This window comes from Mesorhizobium xinjiangense, from assembly GCF_009749525.1.
In the GTDB taxonomy this organism is placed as follows: Bacteria; Pseudomonadota; Alphaproteobacteria; order Rhizobiales; family Rhizobiaceae; genus Mangrovimarina; species Mangrovimarina xinjiangensis.
Map to the genome: position 1 here is coordinate 156,315 of NZ_WOAC01000009.1, position 18,195 is coordinate 174,509.

Sequence of the window (18,195 nt, forward strand, 5' to 3'; positions counted from 1 at the left end):
ATCGCCGGCTTTTGATGACAGAGACTCTTGCCGGAATCGCCACCGCGGCGCTATGGTTAACAAATCATGAAGACTGCGCTGACCATAGATATCCGCCGCGCCGAGGAAACGGACGCCATTGCGATCTCCGAGGTTCACCTCGAAGCCTGGCAGGGCGCTTATGCCGGCATCATTCCGCATCGCGCGCTGCGCGCCATGATCAACCGGCGCGGGCCCGACTGGTGGTCGCGCGCCATCCGCCGCGCTTCGGCCATCCTGGTCGTCGAACTCGGCGGAGAGATCGCCGGCTACGCGACGCTTGGGCGCAACCGCGCCCGCGAACTGCCGCAGCAGGGCGAGATCTACGAGCTCTACCTGAAGCCGCAATATCAGGGCGTGGGGCTCGGAACGAGTCTCTTCGCCGCCGCCCGCGAACGCCTTGCCCGCCTCGGGCTGAAGGGGCTCGTCGTATGGGCGCTTGAGGAAAATATCGGCGCGCTCGACTTCTATCGAGGTGCCGGCGGGCGCGACATCGCCGAAGGCGTCGAGGTCTTCGACAACAAGGCATTGAAGAAGCTCGCCTTCGTTTGGAACTGACCGCCGTTTCATAACGCCCTCGATCACCCCGCGATATCCGCCTGAATCGGATCGTTGATCCCGCTTATGCCGGCCGTGCCTTGCACTGCACTGCACAAGGGGCTATCGGAACCGCGACCGTTTGCCGGCACGGCCCATGCTCCCTGCCGGCAGTTGATCCAGACAGAAGGACCATTCCATGCGCATCGACGCCATCTCGATCGGCGACAACCCACCGGACGATGTCAATGTCATCATCGAGGTTCCCGTCGGCGGCCAGCCGATCAAATACGAGCTCGACAAGAAAGCCGGCACGCTGATCGTCGACCGCTTCCTCTACACGCCGATGCACTATCCGGGCAATTACGGCTTCGTTCCGCACACATTGTCGGGCGACGGCGATCCGATCGACGTGCTGGTGTGCAATACGCGTCCGCTGGTGCCCGGCTGCGTCATCAATGTGCGCCCGATCGGCGTCCTCATCATGGAGGACAATGCAGGGCAGGACGAAAAGGTGATCGCCGTTCCCTCGGCCCACCTGACGCGCCGCTACGAGAACGTCTTCGACTATACGGACCTGCCCGAGATCACGCTCAAGCAGGTCGAGCACTTCTTCGAGCACTACAAGGATCTCGAGCCCGGCAAATGGGTCAAGATCGGCAGCTGGCATGATGCCGCCTATGCCCGCAAGATGATCGTCGAGGCGATCGAGCGCGGCAAGACCGAAAAGGCCTGACGAGAGCGCCCGTCAGGGCTCGACCCGACTGAACTCGGGCGTATGAACCCCGTCGGCGCCGACGACCAAGGGTTGGTCGGCGCCGCAGGCAAAGCGCGGCGTCTCCTCGTCGGCCATCTTGCGCGCCATGGCGTTGGCGTCCGGATTGCCGGTGGCAACAACCAGGCCGACAGCGCAGCCTTCCCTGAAATGGTGCCAGCCGACCCGCTCGACGACGAGCACTTCGGTGGTGTCGCCCTCATCCGCACCGCCGACGAACCAGCGCAGGATCGTCGCATAAGGCTCCTCGCGGTTGCCCTGGCGCCTGATGCGCCATTCGATTGTCTTTCCGAACGTGTTGAACGCCACGAAACTTTCCCAGGGCAGGGCAAGATCGCTCGACCGGGGAAAGCCGAAATAGGCCGAGGCTCGAACGTCGCTGTAGTCGATCTGGACAGGATAGCCGCGCCAGCCAGCGCAGATCATCTTGTACCAGTCGCCTTCTCCGGGCGGTGGCGCTGCAAAGACGGCACAATCCTTCTCGGGCACGAGATCGGTATATGCGCTGTAGACTTCCTCGGCGTTCACCGGCATCGATGCGATGATCAGGATCAGCCCTGAAAGCAAGTAACGCATTGCGTGCTTCCCCGCCCTGACGCGCCTGCGCCGGTCAGTCGATGGCCGGAGCTTACAGCACTTCCATCACAAGTGGAAACACACACCGTGCAAGCGTTCAACCGAACGCTGCTCATCACGACCCGGCGTTGGCCGCGGCGGCAAGTTTTTCCGCAAGCTCGGTGCTTTCTCCGACAACACGGACAGTTTTCAGGCGGCTCGTGCCGCCCGAGACCACCGACACGGTGCTTTTCGGCACGCCGAGCCATCTGGCGATCAGCTTTTCCAGCGCCGTGTTGGCCGCGCCTTTTTCCGGCACCGCGCGCACGCGCGCCTTGAGGTGGAACAGCCCGCCGCCACTGCTGGCCACGCCCTCCACGGCATCCATCGACGATTTCGGCGTGAGCCTGATGGCGATCTCGACGCCGCTCTCGACAATGCGAAAGCAGCGTATGGACCCGTCAGACGAGCGCCGGGGCAAGGGTCGTCAGGATGAACTGACGCAGGAAGAACAGGAGAAGAAGCAGAATGATCGGCGATATGTCGATGCCGCCGAGATCGGGCAGAAACCGCCTGATCGGCCTCAAGGCCGGGTCGGTGACCCGGTAGAGGAAATCGCCGATGGTTGCCACGAACTGGTTGCGTCCGTTGATGACATTGAAGGCGAACAGCCAGGAAAAGATCGCCGAAGCGATGATCAACCACCAATAAATGTCGATCGCCAAAACGACGGTCTGGATAAGCGCGAGCATGCCGGTCTCCAATCGGTTTTGCGACATGTAGCCATTGACCGGCCCGGCGACAAGCCTTGCGTTTCGTCGCCGCCCGGTCCATGGCCGGCAGTATCCAGTTTCGCCGGATCCGGCGCCAATGCCGTCGCCCATGCTGCCACGCGCAAGATTGTCTTATCGACGAGAGCCAACATCTGCTTGACAGGCCCGGGTCGCGCCTCGTAAATGCCGCCCATTCGCCGGACGGGGCCGTAGCTCAGCTGGGAGAGCGCGTCGTTCGCAATGACGAGGTCAGGGGTTCGATCCCCCTCGGCTCCACCAGGCGACTTTTTTCCTGCCAGTCAATCGAATGCAACGGGCGGCCGCCATTCCCTCTTGGCTAACCCGTCTCCAGTTGATTCTGCCCCGCCACATGCGGATGCGGGCTATGGAAGACCATGTCGAGGAGCCCGGCCAGCCAGCGCTTCAGGTGAAAATCCCAGATCATGCGCCCGCCGAGATGATCGCGGCCCGGCTGGGCGCCGGGCAGCACGAAGCGATGCGCCCCGCGCACCACCCAGCGCTGCATCATCACCCGCGTCAGCTCGGCGTGAAACTGGATGCCCCAGGCGTTCTCGCCATAGCGGAAGGCCTGGTTGGGATAGGTCGCGGCCGTCGCCAAGAGTGTCGCGCCGGACGGCAGCGAAAAGCCCTCACGGTGAAACTGGTAGACCACGTCGGGCCAATCGATCAGCGCCTTGCCCGCCTCGGTGGCCTTGAGTGGATACCAGCCGATCTCGACCTGCCCGTCGTCGCGCCCCTCCACGCGGCCGCCGAGATGGTTGACCAGCATCTGCGCCCCCAGGCAGATGCCGAGAAACGGCTTGTTCTCTTCGAGCGGCACCTTCAGCCACTCGGTTTCCCGCCGCACGAAGGCGTCGGTATCGTTGGCGCTCATCGGCCCGCCGAAAACGACGGCCCCGGCATGGTCGGCCAGCGTCTCGGGCAGATGGTCGCCCAGCGGCGGACGGCGCATGTCGAGCTCGAACCCGCTTTCGAGCAGCAGATGGCCGACCCGTCCGGGGCTCGACGTCTCCTGATGCATCACGATGAGGATTTTCGGCTTGTCCCGCTTCACCAAACGCTGCACGGCCTCAATCTCCGTCGCCCGATCCCGGCGCCACGCCGCTCGCCTCCTGGGCCTGCTGGCGCAGCGCAATCCTTTCCGGGCGTTCGACGCCGATGAGTTCGGCCACCCGCCACACCACATTGTCCTCCAGCTCGCTCAACTCGCCGTCGGCGAAGACGATCTCCCACATGATGCGAATGAATTCGAAACGTCCCTGCTCGTCGAGATGCCGCTTCAAGACGCTGGTGAAGGCATAGAGGTCGATCGCCTCGCGATCGGCCTTCTCTGCCTTTGCGACGAGCGCCGAGAGATCCTTGCCCGAAATGCCGTAGGCCTCCGACAGCGCCGCTTCCAGCCGCTCGCGCTCCACGTCCAGCCTCACGCCATCGGCATCCATGACGTGAAACATCAGCGCCGCCGCAGCAACACGCGGATCCTCGTCGGCCTCGCCGTCACGCCCCGAACCGGCACCGGGCAGGTCTCTGAGAAAATCTATGAGCCGGTCGAACATTCACACCTCGCGCATTTTGTCTCACCCGAAAAGATAGGCAACCGGCGCGCCGGAGTCACGGACGCGATTTCCAGAACCACAACCGTTGCGCCGGACTTTGTTCCGCCTGGGGGCACATGTCGCGAAATGGATTCCATTTTTCGGTACGAGCCGCTTGCCGGGGGCGATTATCAACAGAGCCTAAAACAATCTGAACCGCTCGTCCCGAGCCCGTCCATTCTTCTCCTGCTCGACGCCGGGATCGTCGGGAATAGGGGAGGGGGCCGGTTCCTCTTTTGGCTCCGCGACGCTTTCGCCGGTCTCCTTGCCTGCCCTTTCGTCCACCGTGGCGACATCGTCGCTGATCTCGCCGTCGGGCTTCTTCGGCGGCTCGTCCTTCCCGGCATCATCTTGCGGCGGCTCGATCACTGTCGCTTCTTCGACCACTTCTTCAAGCAGCGCCGGCTTGGGCTCCTCGATTTCGGCCGACAATGCAGGCTCCTCGCTTTCGTCCGGCCGGCCGTGATCCTCGATCATCGGTCCGGCGCGCTCCACCGGCGCGCGCCACTCGAAGGCATCGAGCCGGCCCGTCACGGGCGAGAAGGGCAGCCAGCGCTCCGACACCATGCCGTCGGCGACCCAGACCGGATCGCGCGGCGCGCGCAGCGCCCTGGCCAGCCATTGCCGGATGCGGCCCTGATCGCCGGTTTCCGCCTCCTCGATGTCGGCCAGCAGCAGATAGGCACCCTCGCGCGGCGCCATGCGGATGGCGCTGTCGGCTGATTTGCGCGCCATGTCGAACTCGCCGGCATCGAGCGCGGCCCGAGCCACGACGAGCGCCGATTCGGCGTTGTTCTGGCGCAGCGACTGCAGCCGGCGCGCCCGCGCCAGCCGATCGCGCACGGAATCGCCGTGGCGAGCGTGGATATAGGCATCGGCGATGTCGGGATGGGCTTGCGTGCGCCAGGCCGCCTCCAGGATCCTCGATCCCTTGCGCAGATCGTCCTGCCTGAAGAGCGCCTTGGCCGCCATCACCGCCGCCGGCACGAGATCGGGCGCCAGCCGGTTGGCCTCGATGGCCGCGTTCTTCGCCGCCAGCGGGTCGCTGTCGATCAGGTCCATCGCCTTGGCCGTCAGGAGCACCGCGCGCTTGCGCTTGCCTTCATCGGCATCGACCAGCTTGGTCGATTTCTGAACATCGAGCAGTTGCAGCGCGCCGTCCCAATCGCCCTCGGCCGTGCGCGCCTCGAGCGTAGCGTTCGATGCCCAGCCGAGCTGCGGCGCGAGTTCGCTCGCCCGTTCGGCATAATGCCGGGCGGCAGTGCGATCGCCCATGCGTTCGGCTTCCAGATAGAGGCCGCGCAGGCCGAGCACGCGCATCTCGGGATCGTCCAGCATCGCCTCAAACGTCTTGCGCGCCGCCTCATGATCGCCCTCGAGCAGCGACGTCTGGGCATCGAGCAGATGGACCAGCGGCTCCTGGTCGGAGGAGATCAGCTTGATCGCCTCGCGCTTTTTCTGCCGTGCCAGGGCGCCGTCGCCGGCCCCGGCCGCGATCATGCCCGTCGACAGGGCCTGATAGCCGCGGTCGCGTCGCCTGACACGGAAATAGCGTGCCACCAGATAGGGGCTGTTCCAGATGCTCTTGACGAGCCACCACAGGATCATCACCGCCGCCACGATCGCCGTAACGACGGCAGCGGCCGTCATCAGCGTGACCTGGTACTGATAGCCGGAAAAGGTGACGACGAGTTCGCCGGGCCGCTCGGCGAGCCAGGCAAAGCCGAGTCCGAGCGCGAATACGACGAGGAGGAAAAGGAGAATCCGAATCATGCCGCTTCCTTCGCGTCAGGACTTCAATGCGCCGGCAAGCGCCGCGTCGACCAGTTCGTCCGCCGTCATGCGCGCGCGCACCTTGGCAACGAAGTCCGCCCCGGCCGCCTTGGCAGGCTCGGGAAGCGCATCGTATTCGGCAATCGCCTTGTCGTAGTCGCCTGCCTTGATGGCCGCCTCCATGCGCGCCACGATCGCCGGCACGCTGTCGCCCTCGACATCGCCCACCGGCCGCACGCTGACCAGCGACTGGGCGCTCGAATAGAGCCGTTCGACGAAGCTGGCTTCCTCGTTCACATTCTGCGTGGAGCGGACGATGGACGAGGCCGCATCACCCGCCTCCTCGGCGATCGCCTCGCGCGTCGGCACGCCGGCGGCGGCGAGATCGCGCAGCGCCGCGATCTCCGGGCCATAGGGGGCGAGCGTCGCATAGGTCTCCAGTTCGTCCATGAAGGGCGCGCCGCGGTCGATCGCCGATTTCAGCGCCGAAGCGGCGATGGCCTGCGCCAGGCGCGGATTGTCGGCCTGCTCGTCAAGGCGGGCGGCGAGTTCGGACATGCGCGTCTCGAGCGTGGCCAGCCGTTCATCGAGACGATTGGCCCGGTCCGACTGCTGGGTGACGGACTCCTGCGCCGCCCTGGCTGCCTCATTTGCCGTCTGCACCGTATCTTCGAGGGCCCCGAGGCGTTGCTCGAGCGACTGCACGGATTCGCTGGAGGCAGCGTCGCCGGAAGCCCTATTCTCCATACGCTGCTCGATATCGTCGAGCCGGGCACCGAGCGCCGCAACCGCCTCGCCGTTTGCGCCCGGCGCCGAATCGCCGGCGGCGCTCAGCGACGCGACGGTGGATTGCAGTTCGTCGAGCGACAAGCTTACCGAATCGATGCGCGCATTGGCCGCGTCGAGCGCCGCGCTTGCGCCCTCGGCGCCGTCTCCATCGCTTTCGGCCAGCCGGCGGTCGATTTCAGCCACCTGACTTTGCAGTGCCGCCACGGCTTCACCGCCCGATCCTGCCCCGACGGACGGGACGACGCCGGAATATTGCAGCCCGGCCGCCGCCGCCAGGGCGACGATCCCTCCTGCAACACCGGCGCCGAGCGCCGGCATGCCACCGGTGCGGCGTGCCGGCCCGGCGGTCGATTCGGGCCTGGTTTTCGACGCGCCGGAACCGCCATCGCCGGGCGGGCCACCCTTCTGGCCCGGCTTCGGCTCCGTCTTGCCGGGACCGGCCGCGTCGCTTTTTGCCGGCGCGCTTTCGTCCTTGGCCGCGTCAGGCTTGCTTTCGGCATTGCCGGCCTTCGGGTCCGCCGCAGCGGCGGATTTGGCCTGCTTGTCTTGCGCGACCTTGTCGGGCTTGTCCGGCGTCTCGGCGGTATCGGCACGCGAGACCTCTTTCGGATCGAGATCGATCGTCACCGGATCGCGACGGGATTTCGAGTGCCGGGGTTTGGGCGATTGGACCATTGCTCGCTCCGCAATCTGTTGGCAGGCCGCTGGTAGCACATTGGCACGCGCGGCGCAGGCTTGTGTAGTGATTTTGCCTCAGCCTTTCGGCAGAAGCGCAAACAGCGCCTCCTCGTCCGGCCGGCCCGCAACCCGGACGCGCTGCGTGCCGAGTCGCCCCAAAGCGTCGGCCACGGCCGGCGAGAGACAAAGGAATTGTGTCTTTTCAAAGCAGGGCGCGAATTCGTCACTGCCGGCCAGGCCGGCGAGCGCGCGCGCGCCGTTCGGCGAGTAGACAAGGGCGCAATCGACCGCGCCGGCGCGCTTCAGGATCGCGGGATCAGGCGTCAGTGCGCGTGTCTCATAGGTCTCGAGCGGCGTGCAGGCATAGCCGGCCGCGGCCAGAAGCTGTTCGAATTCGCAACGGCGGGTGCGGCCGCACAGATAAAAAATGTGCGCCCCGGCGGGCAGTCTTTCGCCGATCGTCGCGGCGAGCGAGCGGCTGTCTCCGCCCGCTGCCAGAACATTCTTGAACCCGGCCTCGCCCGCGAGATCCGCCGTGCGTGCACCAACCGCGAAACACGGCGTCTGCAGCAGCGACGTTAACAGGCGCGAATCGGCATGGCGCAGCGCATTGGCGCTGGTTACCGCCACCGCATTCGGGACCGTTTCGGGCGGTGTCTGGCCGGCAAGCGGCCGTGTTTCGCTGAGCGGCATGACGAGCGGTGCATGACCGAGTGCGGCGAGGCGCCGCGCCGTCGCGCTCGCCCCGGGCTCGGGCCGCGTCACCAAAACCCGCACCGACTTATTCCCAGGTCTCGAAGAAGCTGCTGCCCGCCTTGGCCCGAACGCGCTCGCCGGCCTCACGGCCGATTTTCGCGGCGTCACCCGCCCGGCCTTCGGCCGAAATGTCGTGGCTCACGCTCCCATCCGGCGTCAGGATGAGGCCGGAGAAGGAGAGCCGGTCGCCGTCGATCCGCGCCAGGCCGGCGATCGGGGTCCGGCACGACCCGTCGAGCGCGGCGAGAAACGCCCGCTCACAGGCGAGCACGGTGCCGGTCTCGGCATGATCGATGGCGGCGAGCATGGCTTCCACCCGCGCATCGCCCGTTCGGCTTTCGATGCATATGGCGCCCTGGCCCGGCGCCGGCGGAAATTCCTCGGGCGCCATGAGATCGGTGATGCGGTCTGTCATGCCGAGCCGGCGCAGCCCGGCATGGGCGAGCAGCGTTCCGTCGACCCGCCCCTCGTCGAGCTTCTTGAGCCGCGTCTGCACATTGCCGCGGAACATGACGACCTCGATGTCGGGCCGCATCCGCCTGATCAGTGCCTGGCGGCGCAGCGAGGAAGAGCCGACCACCGCGCCCTCGCGCAAATCCTTCAGCCGTGCCGCCGTGCCGCCGATGAAGGCGTCGCGCGGGTCCTCGCGTTCCAGAAAGGCGGAAAGCCTGAGCCCCTCAGGCAACTGCGTCGGCATATCCTTCGAGGAATGCACGGCGATGTCGATACGCCCGTCGATGAGCGCTTCCTCGATCTCCTTGGTGAACAGCCCCTTGCCGCCGGCTTGCGACAACGGCCGGTCCTGGATGCGGTCGCCGCTCGTCGAGATCACCTCGACGGCGAAGGCCTCCGCCGGAAGGCCGTGCGCAGCCATCAGCCGCTCACGCGTCTCGTGCGCCTGCGCCAGGGCCAGGGCGCTGCCGCGCGTTCCGATCCTCAGTTGTGCTGTTTGCATGGGGCCATGTCCGTGCTAACTCCCGTGCCGTCTCGGGCTCGATCCGGGACCTTCCTATTCCGGAAAGGGCAGCGCTGCAAACATGGGCGCAGGCAAAGGCGAAATCAGGGTGCTCGGCATCGAGACGAGCTGCGACGAGACGGCGGCCGCGGTCGTGTCGTGGTCGCGGTCGACCGGTCCGCGCATCCTGTCGAACGTGGTGCTGAGCCAGGTCGAGGAACATGCAGCATTTGGCGGGGTCGTGCCGGAGATCGCCGCGCGGGCCCATGTCGAGGCGCTGGACGGCATCATCGAGGCCGCGCTCGCCGAATCGGCGACCGGGCTCGCCGAGGTCGACGCCATCGCCGCGACCGCCGGACCGGGCCTGATCGGCGGGCTTCTCGTCGGCCTGATGACCGGCAAGGCGCTCGCGGCCGCCACCGGCCGGCCGCTTTATGCGATCAATCACCTTGAAGGCCACGCCCTTTCCGCCCGACTGGAGGGCGATGTCGCATTTCCCTATCTGATGCTGCTCGTCTCCGGCGGCCACACCCAGATCGTTCTGGTCAAGGGTCCGGGACAATTTGAGCGCTGGGCCTCGACGATCGACGACGCACTCGGCGAAGCCTTCGACAAGACGGCCAAGCTGCTTGGACTGCCCTATCCCGGCGGCCCCAACGTGGAACGCGCCGCGGCAAACGGCGATCCGCACCGCTTCGACCTGCCGCTGCCGCTGAAAGGCGAGGCGCGGCCGGATTTTTCCTTCTCCGGCCTCAAGACGGCCGTGCGCCAGGCGGCGAGTGCGATTGCACCGCTGTCGGAAAGCGACGTCGCCGATATTGCCGCCTCGTTCCAGAATGCCATTGTCGAGACGCTGAAGGATCGCGTGGGCAGGAGCCTGGAGCGGTTTCAGGCCGAATTTGCCGACATTGCCGGGCCCGTTCTCGTCGTCGCCGGCGGTGTGGCCGCCAACAGCGCCATACGCTCCGCCCTTCTCGAGCTTTGCCGCGGGCGCGGCTTCACCTTCCTGGCGCCGCCGATGGAACTGTGCACCGACAATGCGGCGATGATCGCCTGGACGGCGATCGAGAGGATCAATGCCGGCATACGGCCGGACGCCGAGGCAATGGCGCTCGGGCCGCGCTCGCGCTGGCCGCTCGACGAGCGTGCCGCCCCGTTGATCGGCACCGGCAAGCGGGGGGCCAAGGCATGAGTGCCGGCACGGGAACGACGGCGGTTCTCGGCGGCGGCGCCTGGGGCACCGCATTGGCCGTGACGCTGGCGCGCGCCGGTGCGAGCCCGCGCTTCTGGGTGCGCGACCAGGCCGCCGCCGACGCGGTCAATCGCACCCATTTCAATCCGCAATATCTTCCGGGCATCCAACTCGACGACCGCCTGGCCGCGACGACCGACCTCGCCGCCGCACTGGAGCGCACGGACTGCGTGCTTCTGGTCGTGCCTGCCCAGGCGCTCGCCGGCTTTCTGCGCCAGGCCGCGCCGCACATCCCCGCCGGTGCACCGCTGGTTATCTGCGCCAAGGGCATCGACGCCGAAAGCGGCGATCTGCTGTCGGCGGTCTGCGAGAGCATCTTGCCGAACAATCCCGCAGCCGCCCTTTCGGGGCCGAGCTTTGCGACCGACGTGGCGGCGGGCCTGCCGACGGCGGTGACGGTCGCCGCTCGGGACGGCCATACGGCGGCAACGCTTGCCGCACGGCTCTCCACCTCCACCTTGCGCTGCTATTCCAGCGACGATCTGACCGGCGTGGAGGCGGCCGGCGCGCTCAAGAACGTCATGGCGATTGCCGCCGGCGCGGTGGCCGGCGCCGATCTCGGCGCCAGCGCCCAGGCCGCCATCGTGACGCGCGGCTTCGTCGAATTGCGCCGGATCGCGCAGTCCTTCGGCGCGCGCGCCGAAACGCTGATGGGCCTGGCGGGCCTCGGCGACCTGTTCCTGACCTGCGGTTCGGGCAAATCGCGCAATTTCGCCTATGGCCTGGCGCTGGCGCGCGGCGAGCCGCTCGACGGGCGTCCGCTCGCCGAGGGCGTGGCGACCGCCGGCATAGCGCTGAAGATCGCCCGCGAACGTGGGCTCGAAGCACCGATCACCGAGCAGGTGGCGAGGATCCTGGATGGCGATATCACCGTGCGCGAGGCGATGAACGCCCTACTCGCCCGCCCCCTGAAAAGCGAAACATGACCACGAAACAGACTGGATTTGCGGAGACCGTATGATGCTGTTTGCCCTGATCTGCACCGACAAGCCCGACCACCTTCAAATGCGCCTCGATACGCGGCCCGACCATGTGGCCTATCTCGACGGCCTGAATGCGAAGGGAACGCTGAAGGCTGCCGGACCTTTCCTCGATCCCGACGGCAAGCCGAACGGCAGCCTGGTCATCGTCGAGGCCGCCGATCAGGGCGCAGCAGAAGCGATCGCTCAGGCCGACCCCTACGCCGTCGCCGGCCTCTTCTCGTCGGTGGAAATCCGCCCCTGGAACTGGGTCTTCAACGCACCGGAGCAGGTCTGATGCAATATTGGCTGTTCAAGTCGGAACCGTTCAAGTTCTCCTGGGACATGCTCAAGGCCAAGGGAGAAACGGGCGAGGAATGGGACGGCGTGCGCAACTACCAGGCGCGCAACAACATGCGTGCCATGGAAATCGGCGACCGCGGCTTCTTCTACCATTCCAACAAGGGGCTGGAGGTCGTCGGCATCGCCGAGGTCTGCGCGCTCGCCCATCCCGATTCCACGACCGACGACCCGCGCTGGGAATGCGTCGACATCCGCGCCGTGAAGGACATGCCAAAGCCCGTGTCGCTCGACGACGTCAAGGTCAATCCGAAGCTCGCCGAAATGGTTCTGGTCAATAATTCGCGCCTTTCGGTGCAGCCGGTGCAGGCCGACGAATGGGCCGAAATCTGCCGCATGGGCGGCTTGAAAAACGAGGCCTGAGGGCGCGGCTCCGGCTGTTTCGCGCGCGAAACGATGGTTGCCATGACGCTTTCTCCTGAAAAGGCCGCCACCTTCATCCGCGCCAACACCACGCTGGCCAGTCCGCCGCATGTGCCGGAAATCCGCCTGCACCTGGCCGACGAGGCGCACGCGCTCTGGCACCGCACCGAGGATGAGCTGAACGAAATCGGCCTGCCGCCGCCCTTCTGGGCCTTTGCCTGGGCCGGCGGACAGGGACTCGCGCGCTTCGTTCTCGACAATCCGCACACGGTTTCCGGGCTGAATGTCCTCGATTTCGCGTCCGGCTCCGGCCTGGTGGCGATCGCCGCGCTCAAGGCCGGCGCGGCAGCCGTGACGGCCGCCGATATAGACCCTTTCTGCCGCGCGGCAATCGCGCTCAACGGCGAGGCCAACGGCCTCACGCCCGATTTTTGTGCCGACGACCTGATCGGCACAGATGCGGGATGGGACGTGGTTCTCGCCGGGGACGTCTTCTACGACCGGGAACTGGCCGAGCGACTGGTCGGATGGTTCGACGCGCTCGCCGCACGGGGGGCGAGCATCATTGTCGGCGATCCCGGCCGCGCCTATGTTCCGCGCAAGCGGCTTACCGAACGCGCGCGCTACGAGGTCCCGGTAACGCGGGCACTCGAAGATGCCGAAGTCAAAAAGACCATTGTCTGGGACTTCATCTGAAGCAGGTGGCGCCCGCCGTTTATCTGCAGACGCGCAACACGCTGCCCGGCCGCAAGACCTGCAGGAGCCGCAGCATGGTGCGCCGGGAGACGGCCACGCACCCTTCCGTCGGCCGGTAGCCGGGCCGCGCCAGGTGCAGGAAGATGGCGCTGCCGCGACCGCGGATCGCCGGGCGCATGTTCCAGTCGAGCACGATGCACATGTCGTAGAGGTGATCCGGCCGCTGCATGCGCTCGTGGCTCGCGCGATAGGGCAGGCGCACCGGCCGGTTGTAGTTGCGGTCGCCGGGCGCGTCGCACCAGCCGAGATCGCTTGTCTCGCGCCAAAAGGCCAGCCGCGATGGCCTGCCGGGACCGCGTCCGGGCCGGTAGTAGCCCCACAGCACCCGCATGGCGCCCAGCGGCGTCGCCCCGTCTCCCTCGCGCTTGAAGGCGGTGATTCCGCCCGCGCCGAGCGCGCAGGGAAACACCTGTCCGTCGAGCCACAGAAGCCCTTCGGCCGGCCGTCCGGGGCGCGGCCGGACCACGATCGGCAGCGGCCTGGCCGCAATTCTCACGCCTGCCTCATTGCGCTCACGAATTTTGGAGTATGATTGAACCGGCGAACAAATCACGGTGATCGGCTTTCGTAACCTGTTGGTTGCGAATAGAGCGAGTCGAGTTTTGCCCGCAATTGCGTTCTTGTGCCAGGAAACAGGATGAAAGATGACTTCACGTTCCATTCTGATTGTCGACGATGACCAGGACCTCCGCGAGACGCTCGTCGAGCAATTATCGCTCTACGAGGAATTCCGCGTAATCCAGGAAGCAACAGCCGGCAAGGGCATACAGACGGCGCGCGGCGGCCTGATCGATCTGCTCTTGATGGATGTCGGGCTGCCCGACATGGACGGCCGCGAAGCGGTGAAGATCCTGCGCAAGGGCGGCTTCAAGGCGCCGATCGTCATGCTGACGGGCCAGGACACCGATTCGGATACGATCCTCGGCCTGGAGGCCGGCGCCAACGACTATGTGACCAAGCCCTTCCGCTTCGCCGTCCTGCTTGCCCGCATCCGCGCCCAGTTGCGCCAGCACGAGCAGAGCGAGGACGCGACATTCGTCGTCGGCCCCTACACCTTCAAGCCGAGCCAGAAGCTGCTTCTGGATCAGCGCGGCGGCAAGGTGCGGCTGACGGAGAAGGAAGCCGCCATCATCAAGTACCTCTACCGCGCCGACCAGAAGGTGATCACCCGCGACGTCCTGCTGGAGGAGGTCTGGGGCTACAATTCCGGCGTTACCACGCATACGCTCGAAACTCATGTCTACCGCCTGCGTCAGAAGATCGAGCGCGATCCTTCCAATGCGGAAATTCTTGTGACAGAAAGCGGCGGATACAAGCTCGTCCCGTGAGTCGGCAAAGTGCGCGCCGCGGGCGCGTGATCGCGCGACATTGGAATCGCGTCAAATCAAAGGGTTGGATCGGCAAACCGATTCCGTAAAGCGGGGAGCCGAACCAGGGGAGCCGGGAAGACCTGAATGGCGCTCGATGACGATATCGGCATTCTGACCGGCGTGGAATTGTTCGAGGTTCTGTCGCAGGAGCAGCTTCGCCTTCTTGCCTTCGGCACCGAACGTCTGAGACTGCCGCCGGGGCGCGAGCTCTACCGCGAGGGCGCGCCGGCCGATTGCGCCTTCGTCGTCATCCAGGGACAGGTGACGCTGTTCACCGAACAGGACGGCCAACGCATCGCTCTCGCCTCGCACGGCAAGGGTTCGGTGCTCGGCGAACTGGCGCTGATTGCAGAGACGACGCGGCTGACCGGCGCCATGGCCGAAACCGAGGTCGAGCTGATGCGTCTCAACCGCACGCTGTTCCGGCGCATCCTGGAGGAGTATCCGGATGTCGCGGCGGCGCTGCATCGCCGGCTCGCCCAGCGTTTCGCAGAGATGACGGAGTCGATCGGCAATCTGGCGCCGAAATTCTCGCAGGACTAATTTTTGCCCGCCCGGCTCGGCACAGGATGCGCATGCGGCCTATTCGAAGCCGAATCGCGCGATCACCGGCACATGGTCGGAGGGTCGTTCCCAACCCCTGGCGGATTTCACGACCTCGATGCCCGTCAGATCGGCTGCCAGATTGGCCGACGACCAGACATGGTCGAGCCTGCGGCCGCGGTTGGAGGCCTCCCAGTCGCGCGCCCGGTAACTCCACCAGGTGTAGATCTTTTCCGGCGCCGGGATGTGCTGGCGCATGAGGTCTGCCCATCCGCCATGCGCGCGCATCGCCTCCAGCCCCTGCGTTTCCACCGGCGTGTGACTGACGATCTTGAGAAGTTGCTTGTGCGACCACACATCGGCCTCGAGCGGGGCGATGTTCAGGTCGCCCACCAGGACAGACGCCGACTCGCCGTCGAAGGCGGCCGGCACGCCGCGCATTTCCTCGATGAAGTCGAGCTTGTGGCGGAATTTCGGATTGACCTGCGGATCGGGCTCGTCACCGCCCGCCGGGACGTAGAAATTGTGCAGCAGAATGGTCTTGCCACCGGCCTTCAGACGCGTGGCGACATGCCGGCGGTCGCCCATGGCGCAGAGATCGCGCTTTTCCACCGTCTCGAGCGGCCGGCGCGCAACCGTCGCGACGCCGTGATACCCCTTTTGTCCGCTGACGGCGATGTGGTCGTAGCCCAGCGCGCGGAAGGCCTCGAAGGGGAACAGATCGTCGACGCATTTGGTTTCCTGCAGGCACAGGACGTCGGGACGGTGCTCGGCGAGAAACCGCTCCACCAGCGGCATGCGCAAGCGCACGGAGTTGATGTTCCAGGTGGCGATCGAAAATGACATGGAGATATCCGGTCGGGAAACGCGGCCGGAAATTGGCAGGCTTGCGACGCCGTGACAAGCCGCACGGAACACGATAGCGCCGTGCGGCCGTTCTTCCACAGGTTTGGTGTGCAGCTTATCTGCGGCGCTGCTGGCTGAGTGAGTTCGGGCTGGTGTTCACCACCGCATAGTCGATCTCGAAGACCGACGGGTCGAACGTCACGCCCTGCTTGACGTTGAAGATCATCACCGTCGTGTCCTGGCCCTTGGCGTCGGTGATCGTCCACTGCCTGAGCTCATAGGTCTTGGGATCGAACATCATCCTGATGGTCGAATTGCCGAAAACCGAGCGGTCGTGCAGCTTGATCGTCGTCAGGTCGGCCTCCTGACGCACTTCGCTGACCTTGTTGCTGGACAGGTCGATGTGATCATCGAGCAAGAGCTTCAGCGGCGTTTTCGACAGCGGATAGAGATCCCACGTCCTGAGCTTCTGGTTGTTCAGGACCACCGAGGTGCCGTCGGCGATCACACGGAAGCCGGAAGGCTCTTCATAGTTGAAGCGGATCTTGCCCGGACGCTCGATATAGAACTTGCCGCCCGTCTGCTCGCCGCGCGGACCGAACTGCACGAACTCGCCCATCATGGTGCGGACGTTGGAAAAATGGTTGGCGATCTTCTGCGCCGCCGCCATGTCGGCGGCCGCCTCGGCGCGCACCGCCATCGCCGGCACCATCGTGCCGGCCGCGCCGAGCAGCATGATCCCCATTGCCGTGGCCGTCGCGCCCCGACGAAGGAGGCGCAAAGGGGCGAATGGAATGGCATTGGTCATTGCGATTCTCCTTGCCTGATGCGGGCGTCCTACTCCCGGAGTTGGGCCTTAGTTTGACTGCATCCGGCGGCAGGCTGCGCGACGCGTCGCACGGTCACATCTTGTCGTCTTCCGTCGGCACGAGGATCTCGCGTTTGCCGGCATGGTTCGCCGCGCCGACGATGCCCTCCTGCTCCATGCGCTCGATGATCGAGGCGGCGCGGTTGTAGCCGATGCCGAGCCTGCGCTGGATGTAGCTGGTCGAGGCCTTGCCGTCGCGCAACACCACCGCCACCGCCTGGTCGTAGGGGTCGCCGCCGTCGTCGGAACTGCCACCGCCCCCACCGGGGCCGCCACCATCGTCCTCGCCGTCGTCCTCCGTGACGGCGTCGAGATATTCCGGCACGCCCTGCACCTTCAGATGAGCGACCACCTGCTCCACCTCGTCGTCGGAGACGAACGGCCCGTGCACGCGCTGAATGCGCCCGCCGCCGGCCATGTAGAGCATGTCGCCCATGCCGAGCAGCTGTTCGGCCCCCTGCTCGCCCAAAATGGTCCGGCTGTCGATCTTCGAGGTGACCTGGAAGGAGATGCGGGTCGGGAAGTTGGCCTTGATGGTGCCGGTGATGACGTCGACAGACGGGCGCTGCGTGGCCATGATGACATGGATGCCGGCCGCGCGCGCCATCTGCGCCAGCCGCTGCACCGCGCCCTCGATGTCCTTGCCGGCGACCATCATCAGGTCGGCCATCTCGTCGATGATGACGACGATGAAGGGCAGCGGCTTGAGATCCAGTTCCTCGGTTTCGTAGATCGCCTCGCCCGTATCGCGGTCGAAGCCGGTCTGCACCGTGCGGGTGATCGGTTCGCCCTTCTTGATTGCCTGGGCCACGCGCTGATTGAAGCCGTCGATGTTGCGCACCCCGACCTTCGACATCTTACGGTAGCGATCCTCCATCTCGCGCACCGTCCATTTGAGCGCGACGACCGCTTTCTTGGGGTCGGTGACGACGGGTGAGAGCAGATGCGGAATGCCGTCATAGACCGACAGTTCCAGCATCTTGGGATCGATCATGATGAGCCGGCACTGGTCCGGCGTCATGCGGTAGAGGATCGACAGGATCATCGTGTTGATGGCGACCGACTTGCCCGAGCCGGTGGTCCCGGCCACCAGCAGGTGGGGCATCTTGGCAATATCGGTAATGACCGCCTCGCCGTTGATCGTCTTGCCGAGCGCCAACGCCAGCTTGGCCTTGGACTGCTCGAAATCGCGGCTGGCCAGGATCTCGCGCAGATAGACGGTTTCGCGCTTGGCGTTGGGCAGCTCGATGCCGATGGCGTTGCGCCCCGGCACGACCGCCACGCGCGCGGCGATCGCGCTCATCGAGCGGGCGATGTCGTCGGCCAGGCCGATGACGCGCGACGACTTGATGCCCGGTGCCGGCTCCAGCTCGTAGAGTGTGACCACCGGTCCGGGACGCACATGGATGATCTCGCCCTTGACGCCGAAATCCTCCAGAACGCCTTCCAGAAGCCGCGCATTCTGCTCCAGCGCGTCCTGCGACAGGCTCGCATCGCGCGTCACATTCTTGGCCTCGGCGAGGAAGTGCAGCGCCGGCATTTCGAACTCGCCGGTGCCGATGAACGAAGGTTGCGCCTCGCGCTGGACGCGCGCGCCCTGGGTCGGCCGCGGCGCCGGCGCCTCCACACGGGCCGCCTCGCGGCCGGCCGCCG

At 65.9% G+C, this 18,195-nt stretch carries 22 protein-coding genes and 1 tRNA gene; 10 read left to right on the plus strand and 13 right to left on the minus strand.

Annotated elements, in window-relative coordinates; translation table 11 throughout:
• Positions 1-66: 66 nt before the first annotated feature.
• Both GM909_RS11760 and ppa read left to right on the plus strand, forming a co-directional pair.
• The gene (locus GM909_RS11760; protein ID WP_157016575.1) at positions 67-576 is read left to right on the plus strand and encodes a GNAT family N-acetyltransferase; all 510 of its coding nucleotides are present in this window, start codon (positions 67-69) and stop codon (positions 574-576) included.
• A gap of 178 nt (positions 577-754) precedes the next feature.
• Positions 755-1,291, plus strand: a complete 537-nt coding sequence (gene ppa, locus GM909_RS11765; protein ID WP_157016576.1) for an inorganic diphosphatase — start codon at positions 755-757, stop codon at positions 1,289-1,291.
• A 12-nt stretch (positions 1,292-1,303) separates the two neighbouring features.
• Here ppa and GM909_RS11770 read toward each other — a convergent pair whose 3' ends face one another.
• From GM909_RS11770 to GM909_RS11780, 3 genes are all read right to left on the minus strand, one after another.
• Positions 1,304-1,906: a hypothetical protein gene (locus GM909_RS11770; RefSeq protein ID WP_157016577.1), complete on the minus strand. Its 603-nt coding sequence runs from the start codon at positions 1,904-1,906 to the stop codon at positions 1,304-1,306.
• 115 nt (positions 1,907-2,021) lie between these two features.
• Positions 2,022-2,366 carry a DUF167 family protein gene (locus tag GM909_RS11775; protein ID WP_235911848.1) on the minus strand — a complete coding sequence of 115 codons (345 nt, stop codon included), beginning with the start codon at positions 2,364-2,366 and terminating at the stop codon, positions 2,022-2,024.
• Entirely contained in the window at positions 2,347-2,637 is a 291-nt protein-coding gene (locus GM909_RS11780; RefSeq protein WP_157016578.1) for a YggT family protein, read from the minus strand. Before GM909_RS11780 ends, GM909_RS11775 begins: the two co-directional genes overlap by 20 nt.
• Before the next feature lie 224 nt (positions 2,638-2,861).
• Between GM909_RS11780 and GM909_RS11785 the strand changes: the two genes are divergently transcribed.
• Positions 2,862-2,937: transfer RNA gene (locus GM909_RS11785), tRNA-Ala, on the plus strand.
• A 58-nt stretch (positions 2,938-2,995) separates the two neighbouring features.
• On the opposite strand, the gene GM909_RS11790 is transcribed toward GM909_RS11785, so the two are convergent.
• The 6 genes from GM909_RS11790 to hemC all read right to left on the minus strand — a co-directional run bounded on the left by GM909_RS11790 (position 2,996) and on the right by hemC (position 9,225).
• Complete coding sequence (locus tag GM909_RS11790) at positions 2,996-3,745, minus strand: glutamine amidotransferase (protein ID WP_407941284.1); 750 nt, start codon at positions 3,743-3,745, stop codon at positions 2,996-2,998.
• 4 nt (positions 3,746-3,749) lie between these two features.
• Entirely contained in the window at positions 3,750-4,235 is a 486-nt protein-coding gene (locus GM909_RS11795; protein WP_157016580.1) for a tellurite resistance TerB family protein, read from the minus strand.
• A gap of 180 nt (positions 4,236-4,415) precedes the next feature.
• Positions 4,416-6,047, minus strand: coding sequence for a heme biosynthesis protein HemY (locus tag GM909_RS11800; RefSeq protein ID WP_157016581.1), 1,632 nt, complete (start codon positions 6,045-6,047; stop codon positions 4,416-4,418).
• Between the two features lie 15 nt (positions 6,048-6,062).
• Positions 6,063-7,511: a COG4223 family protein gene (locus tag GM909_RS11805; protein ID WP_157016582.1), complete on the minus strand. Its 1,449-nt coding sequence runs from the start codon at positions 7,509-7,511 to the stop codon at positions 6,063-6,065.
• Between the two features lie 78 nt (positions 7,512-7,589).
• Complete coding sequence (locus GM909_RS11810) at positions 7,590-8,291, minus strand: uroporphyrinogen-III synthase (protein ID WP_157016583.1); 702 nt, start codon at positions 8,289-8,291, stop codon at positions 7,590-7,592.
• A gap of 4 nt (positions 8,292-8,295) precedes the next feature.
• On the minus strand, positions 8,296-9,225 hold the full coding sequence (hemC, locus tag GM909_RS11815) for a hydroxymethylbilane synthase (RefSeq protein ID WP_157016584.1): 930 nt from the start codon (positions 9,223-9,225) through the stop codon (positions 8,296-8,298).
• An 82-nt stretch (positions 9,226-9,307) separates the two neighbouring features.
• Here hemC and tsaD point away from each other — a divergent pair, with 82 nt between their 5' ends.
• From tsaD to GM909_RS11840, 5 genes are read left to right on the plus strand one after another with little or no spacing between them, the layout of a single operon-like run.
• The gene (gene tsaD / locus GM909_RS11820; protein WP_157016585.1) at positions 9,308-10,417 is read left to right on the plus strand and encodes a tRNA (adenosine(37)-N6)-threonylcarbamoyltransferase complex transferase subunit TsaD; all 1,110 of its coding nucleotides are present in this window, start codon (positions 9,308-9,310) and stop codon (positions 10,415-10,417) included.
• Positions 10,414-11,403, plus strand: a complete 990-nt coding sequence (locus tag GM909_RS11825) for an NAD(P)H-dependent glycerol-3-phosphate dehydrogenase (RefSeq protein WP_157016586.1) — start codon at positions 10,414-10,416, stop codon at positions 11,401-11,403. Before tsaD ends, GM909_RS11825 begins: the two co-directional genes overlap by 4 nt.
• A 34-nt stretch (positions 11,404-11,437) precedes the next feature.
• Positions 11,438-11,734: a YciI-like protein gene (locus GM909_RS11830; protein WP_157016604.1), complete on the plus strand. Its 297-nt coding sequence runs from the start codon at positions 11,438-11,440 to the stop codon at positions 11,732-11,734.
• Positions 11,734-12,159: an EVE domain-containing protein gene (locus GM909_RS11835; protein WP_157016587.1), complete on the plus strand. Its 426-nt coding sequence runs from the start codon at positions 11,734-11,736 to the stop codon at positions 12,157-12,159. The genes GM909_RS11830 and GM909_RS11835 overlap by 1 nt, the downstream gene beginning before the upstream one ends.
• A 42-nt stretch (positions 12,160-12,201) precedes the next feature.
• Entirely contained in the window at positions 12,202-12,855 is a 654-nt protein-coding gene (locus GM909_RS11840) for a class I SAM-dependent methyltransferase (RefSeq protein WP_157016588.1), read from the plus strand.
• Positions 12,856-12,874: 19 nt separating this feature from the next.
• Here the strand turns inward: GM909_RS11840 and GM909_RS11845 are convergent, their stop codons facing one another.
• A complete protein-coding gene (locus GM909_RS11845; RefSeq protein WP_235911849.1) occupies positions 12,875-13,411 on the minus strand; it encodes a L,D-transpeptidase family protein in 537 nt (178 codons plus the stop codon).
• Between the two features lie 148 nt (positions 13,412-13,559).
• On the opposite strand from GM909_RS11845, the gene GM909_RS11850 reads away from it, so the two are divergent.
• Together GM909_RS11850 and GM909_RS11855 are read left to right on the plus strand one after the other, a co-directional pair.
• Positions 13,560-14,243 (plus strand): response regulator transcription factor, encoded by a 684-nt coding sequence (locus tag GM909_RS11850; RefSeq protein ID WP_157016590.1) that lies wholly within the window; start codon positions 13,560-13,562, stop codon positions 14,241-14,243.
• 126 nt (positions 14,244-14,369) lie between these two features.
• A complete protein-coding gene (locus GM909_RS11855; protein ID WP_157016591.1) occupies positions 14,370-14,828 on the plus strand; it encodes a cyclic nucleotide-binding domain-containing protein in 459 nt (152 codons plus the stop codon).
• A 39-nt stretch (positions 14,829-14,867) separates the two neighbouring features.
• On the opposite strand, the gene GM909_RS11860 is transcribed toward GM909_RS11855, so the two are convergent.
• The 3 genes from GM909_RS11860 to GM909_RS11870 all read right to left on the minus strand — a co-directional run.
• The gene (locus GM909_RS11860) at positions 14,868-15,674 is read right to left on the minus strand and encodes an exodeoxyribonuclease III (protein WP_157016592.1); all 807 of its coding nucleotides are present in this window, start codon (positions 15,672-15,674) and stop codon (positions 14,868-14,870) included.
• A 115-nt stretch (positions 15,675-15,789) separates the two neighbouring features.
• The gene (locus tag GM909_RS11865) at positions 15,790-16,482 is read right to left on the minus strand and encodes an outer membrane lipoprotein carrier protein LolA (RefSeq protein ID WP_157016593.1); all 693 of its coding nucleotides are present in this window, start codon (positions 16,480-16,482) and stop codon (positions 15,790-15,792) included.
• A 94-nt stretch (positions 16,483-16,576) separates the two neighbouring features.
• Positions 16,577-18,195 (minus strand): DNA translocase FtsK (locus tag GM909_RS11870; RefSeq protein ID WP_198174218.1); only part of this gene is annotated, 1,619 nt, incomplete at its 5' end.

Bases quoted from the DNA above. Each gene is read 5' to 3' on its own strand.
- GM909_RS11760 (WP_157016575.1), top strand. From the start codon at position 67: ATGAAGACTGCGCTGACCATAGATATCCGCCGCGCCGAGGAAACGGAC.
- ppa (WP_157016576.1), top strand. From the start codon at position 755: ATGCGCATCGACGCCATCTCGATCGGCGACAACCCACCGGACGATGTC.
- GM909_RS11770 (WP_157016577.1), bottom strand. From the start codon at position 1,906: ATGCGTTACTTGCTTTCAGGGCTGATCCTGATCATCGCATCGATGCCG.
- GM909_RS11780 (WP_157016578.1), bottom strand. From the start codon at position 2,637: ATGCTCGCGCTTATCCAGACCGTCGTTTTGGCGATCGACATTTATTGG.
- GM909_RS11795 (WP_157016580.1), bottom strand. From the start codon at position 4,235: ATGTTCGACCGGCTCATAGATTTTCTCAGAGACCTGCCCGGTGCCGGT.
- GM909_RS11800 (WP_157016581.1), bottom strand. From the start codon at position 6,047: ATGATTCGGATTCTCCTTTTCCTCCTCGTCGTATTCGCGCTCGGACTC.
- GM909_RS11805 (WP_157016582.1), bottom strand. From the start codon at position 7,511: ATGGTCCAATCGCCCAAACCCCGGCACTCGAAATCCCGTCGCGATCCG.
- hemC (WP_157016584.1), bottom strand. From the start codon at position 9,225: ATGCAAACAGCACAACTGAGGATCGGAACGCGCGGCAGCGCCCTGGCC.
- tsaD (WP_157016585.1), top strand. From the start codon at position 9,308: ATGGGCGCAGGCAAAGGCGAAATCAGGGTGCTCGGCATCGAGACGAGC.
- GM909_RS11825 (WP_157016586.1), top strand. From the start codon at position 10,414: ATGAGTGCCGGCACGGGAACGACGGCGGTTCTCGGCGGCGGCGCCTGG.
- GM909_RS11830 (WP_157016604.1), top strand. From the start codon at position 11,438: ATGCTGTTTGCCCTGATCTGCACCGACAAGCCCGACCACCTTCAAATG.
- GM909_RS11835 (WP_157016587.1), top strand. From the start codon at position 11,734: ATGCAATATTGGCTGTTCAAGTCGGAACCGTTCAAGTTCTCCTGGGAC.
- GM909_RS11840 (WP_157016588.1), top strand. From the start codon at position 12,202: ATGACGCTTTCTCCTGAAAAGGCCGCCACCTTCATCCGCGCCAACACC.
- GM909_RS11850 (WP_157016590.1), top strand. From the start codon at position 13,560: ATGACTTCACGTTCCATTCTGATTGTCGACGATGACCAGGACCTCCGC.
- GM909_RS11855 (WP_157016591.1), top strand. From the start codon at position 14,370: ATGGCGCTCGATGACGATATCGGCATTCTGACCGGCGTGGAATTGTTC.
- GM909_RS11860 (WP_157016592.1), bottom strand. From the start codon at position 15,674: ATGTCATTTTCGATCGCCACCTGGAACATCAACTCCGTGCGCTTGCGC.
- GM909_RS11865 (WP_157016593.1), bottom strand. From the start codon at position 16,482: ATGACCAATGCCATTCCATTCGCCCCTTTGCGCCTCCTTCGTCGGGGC.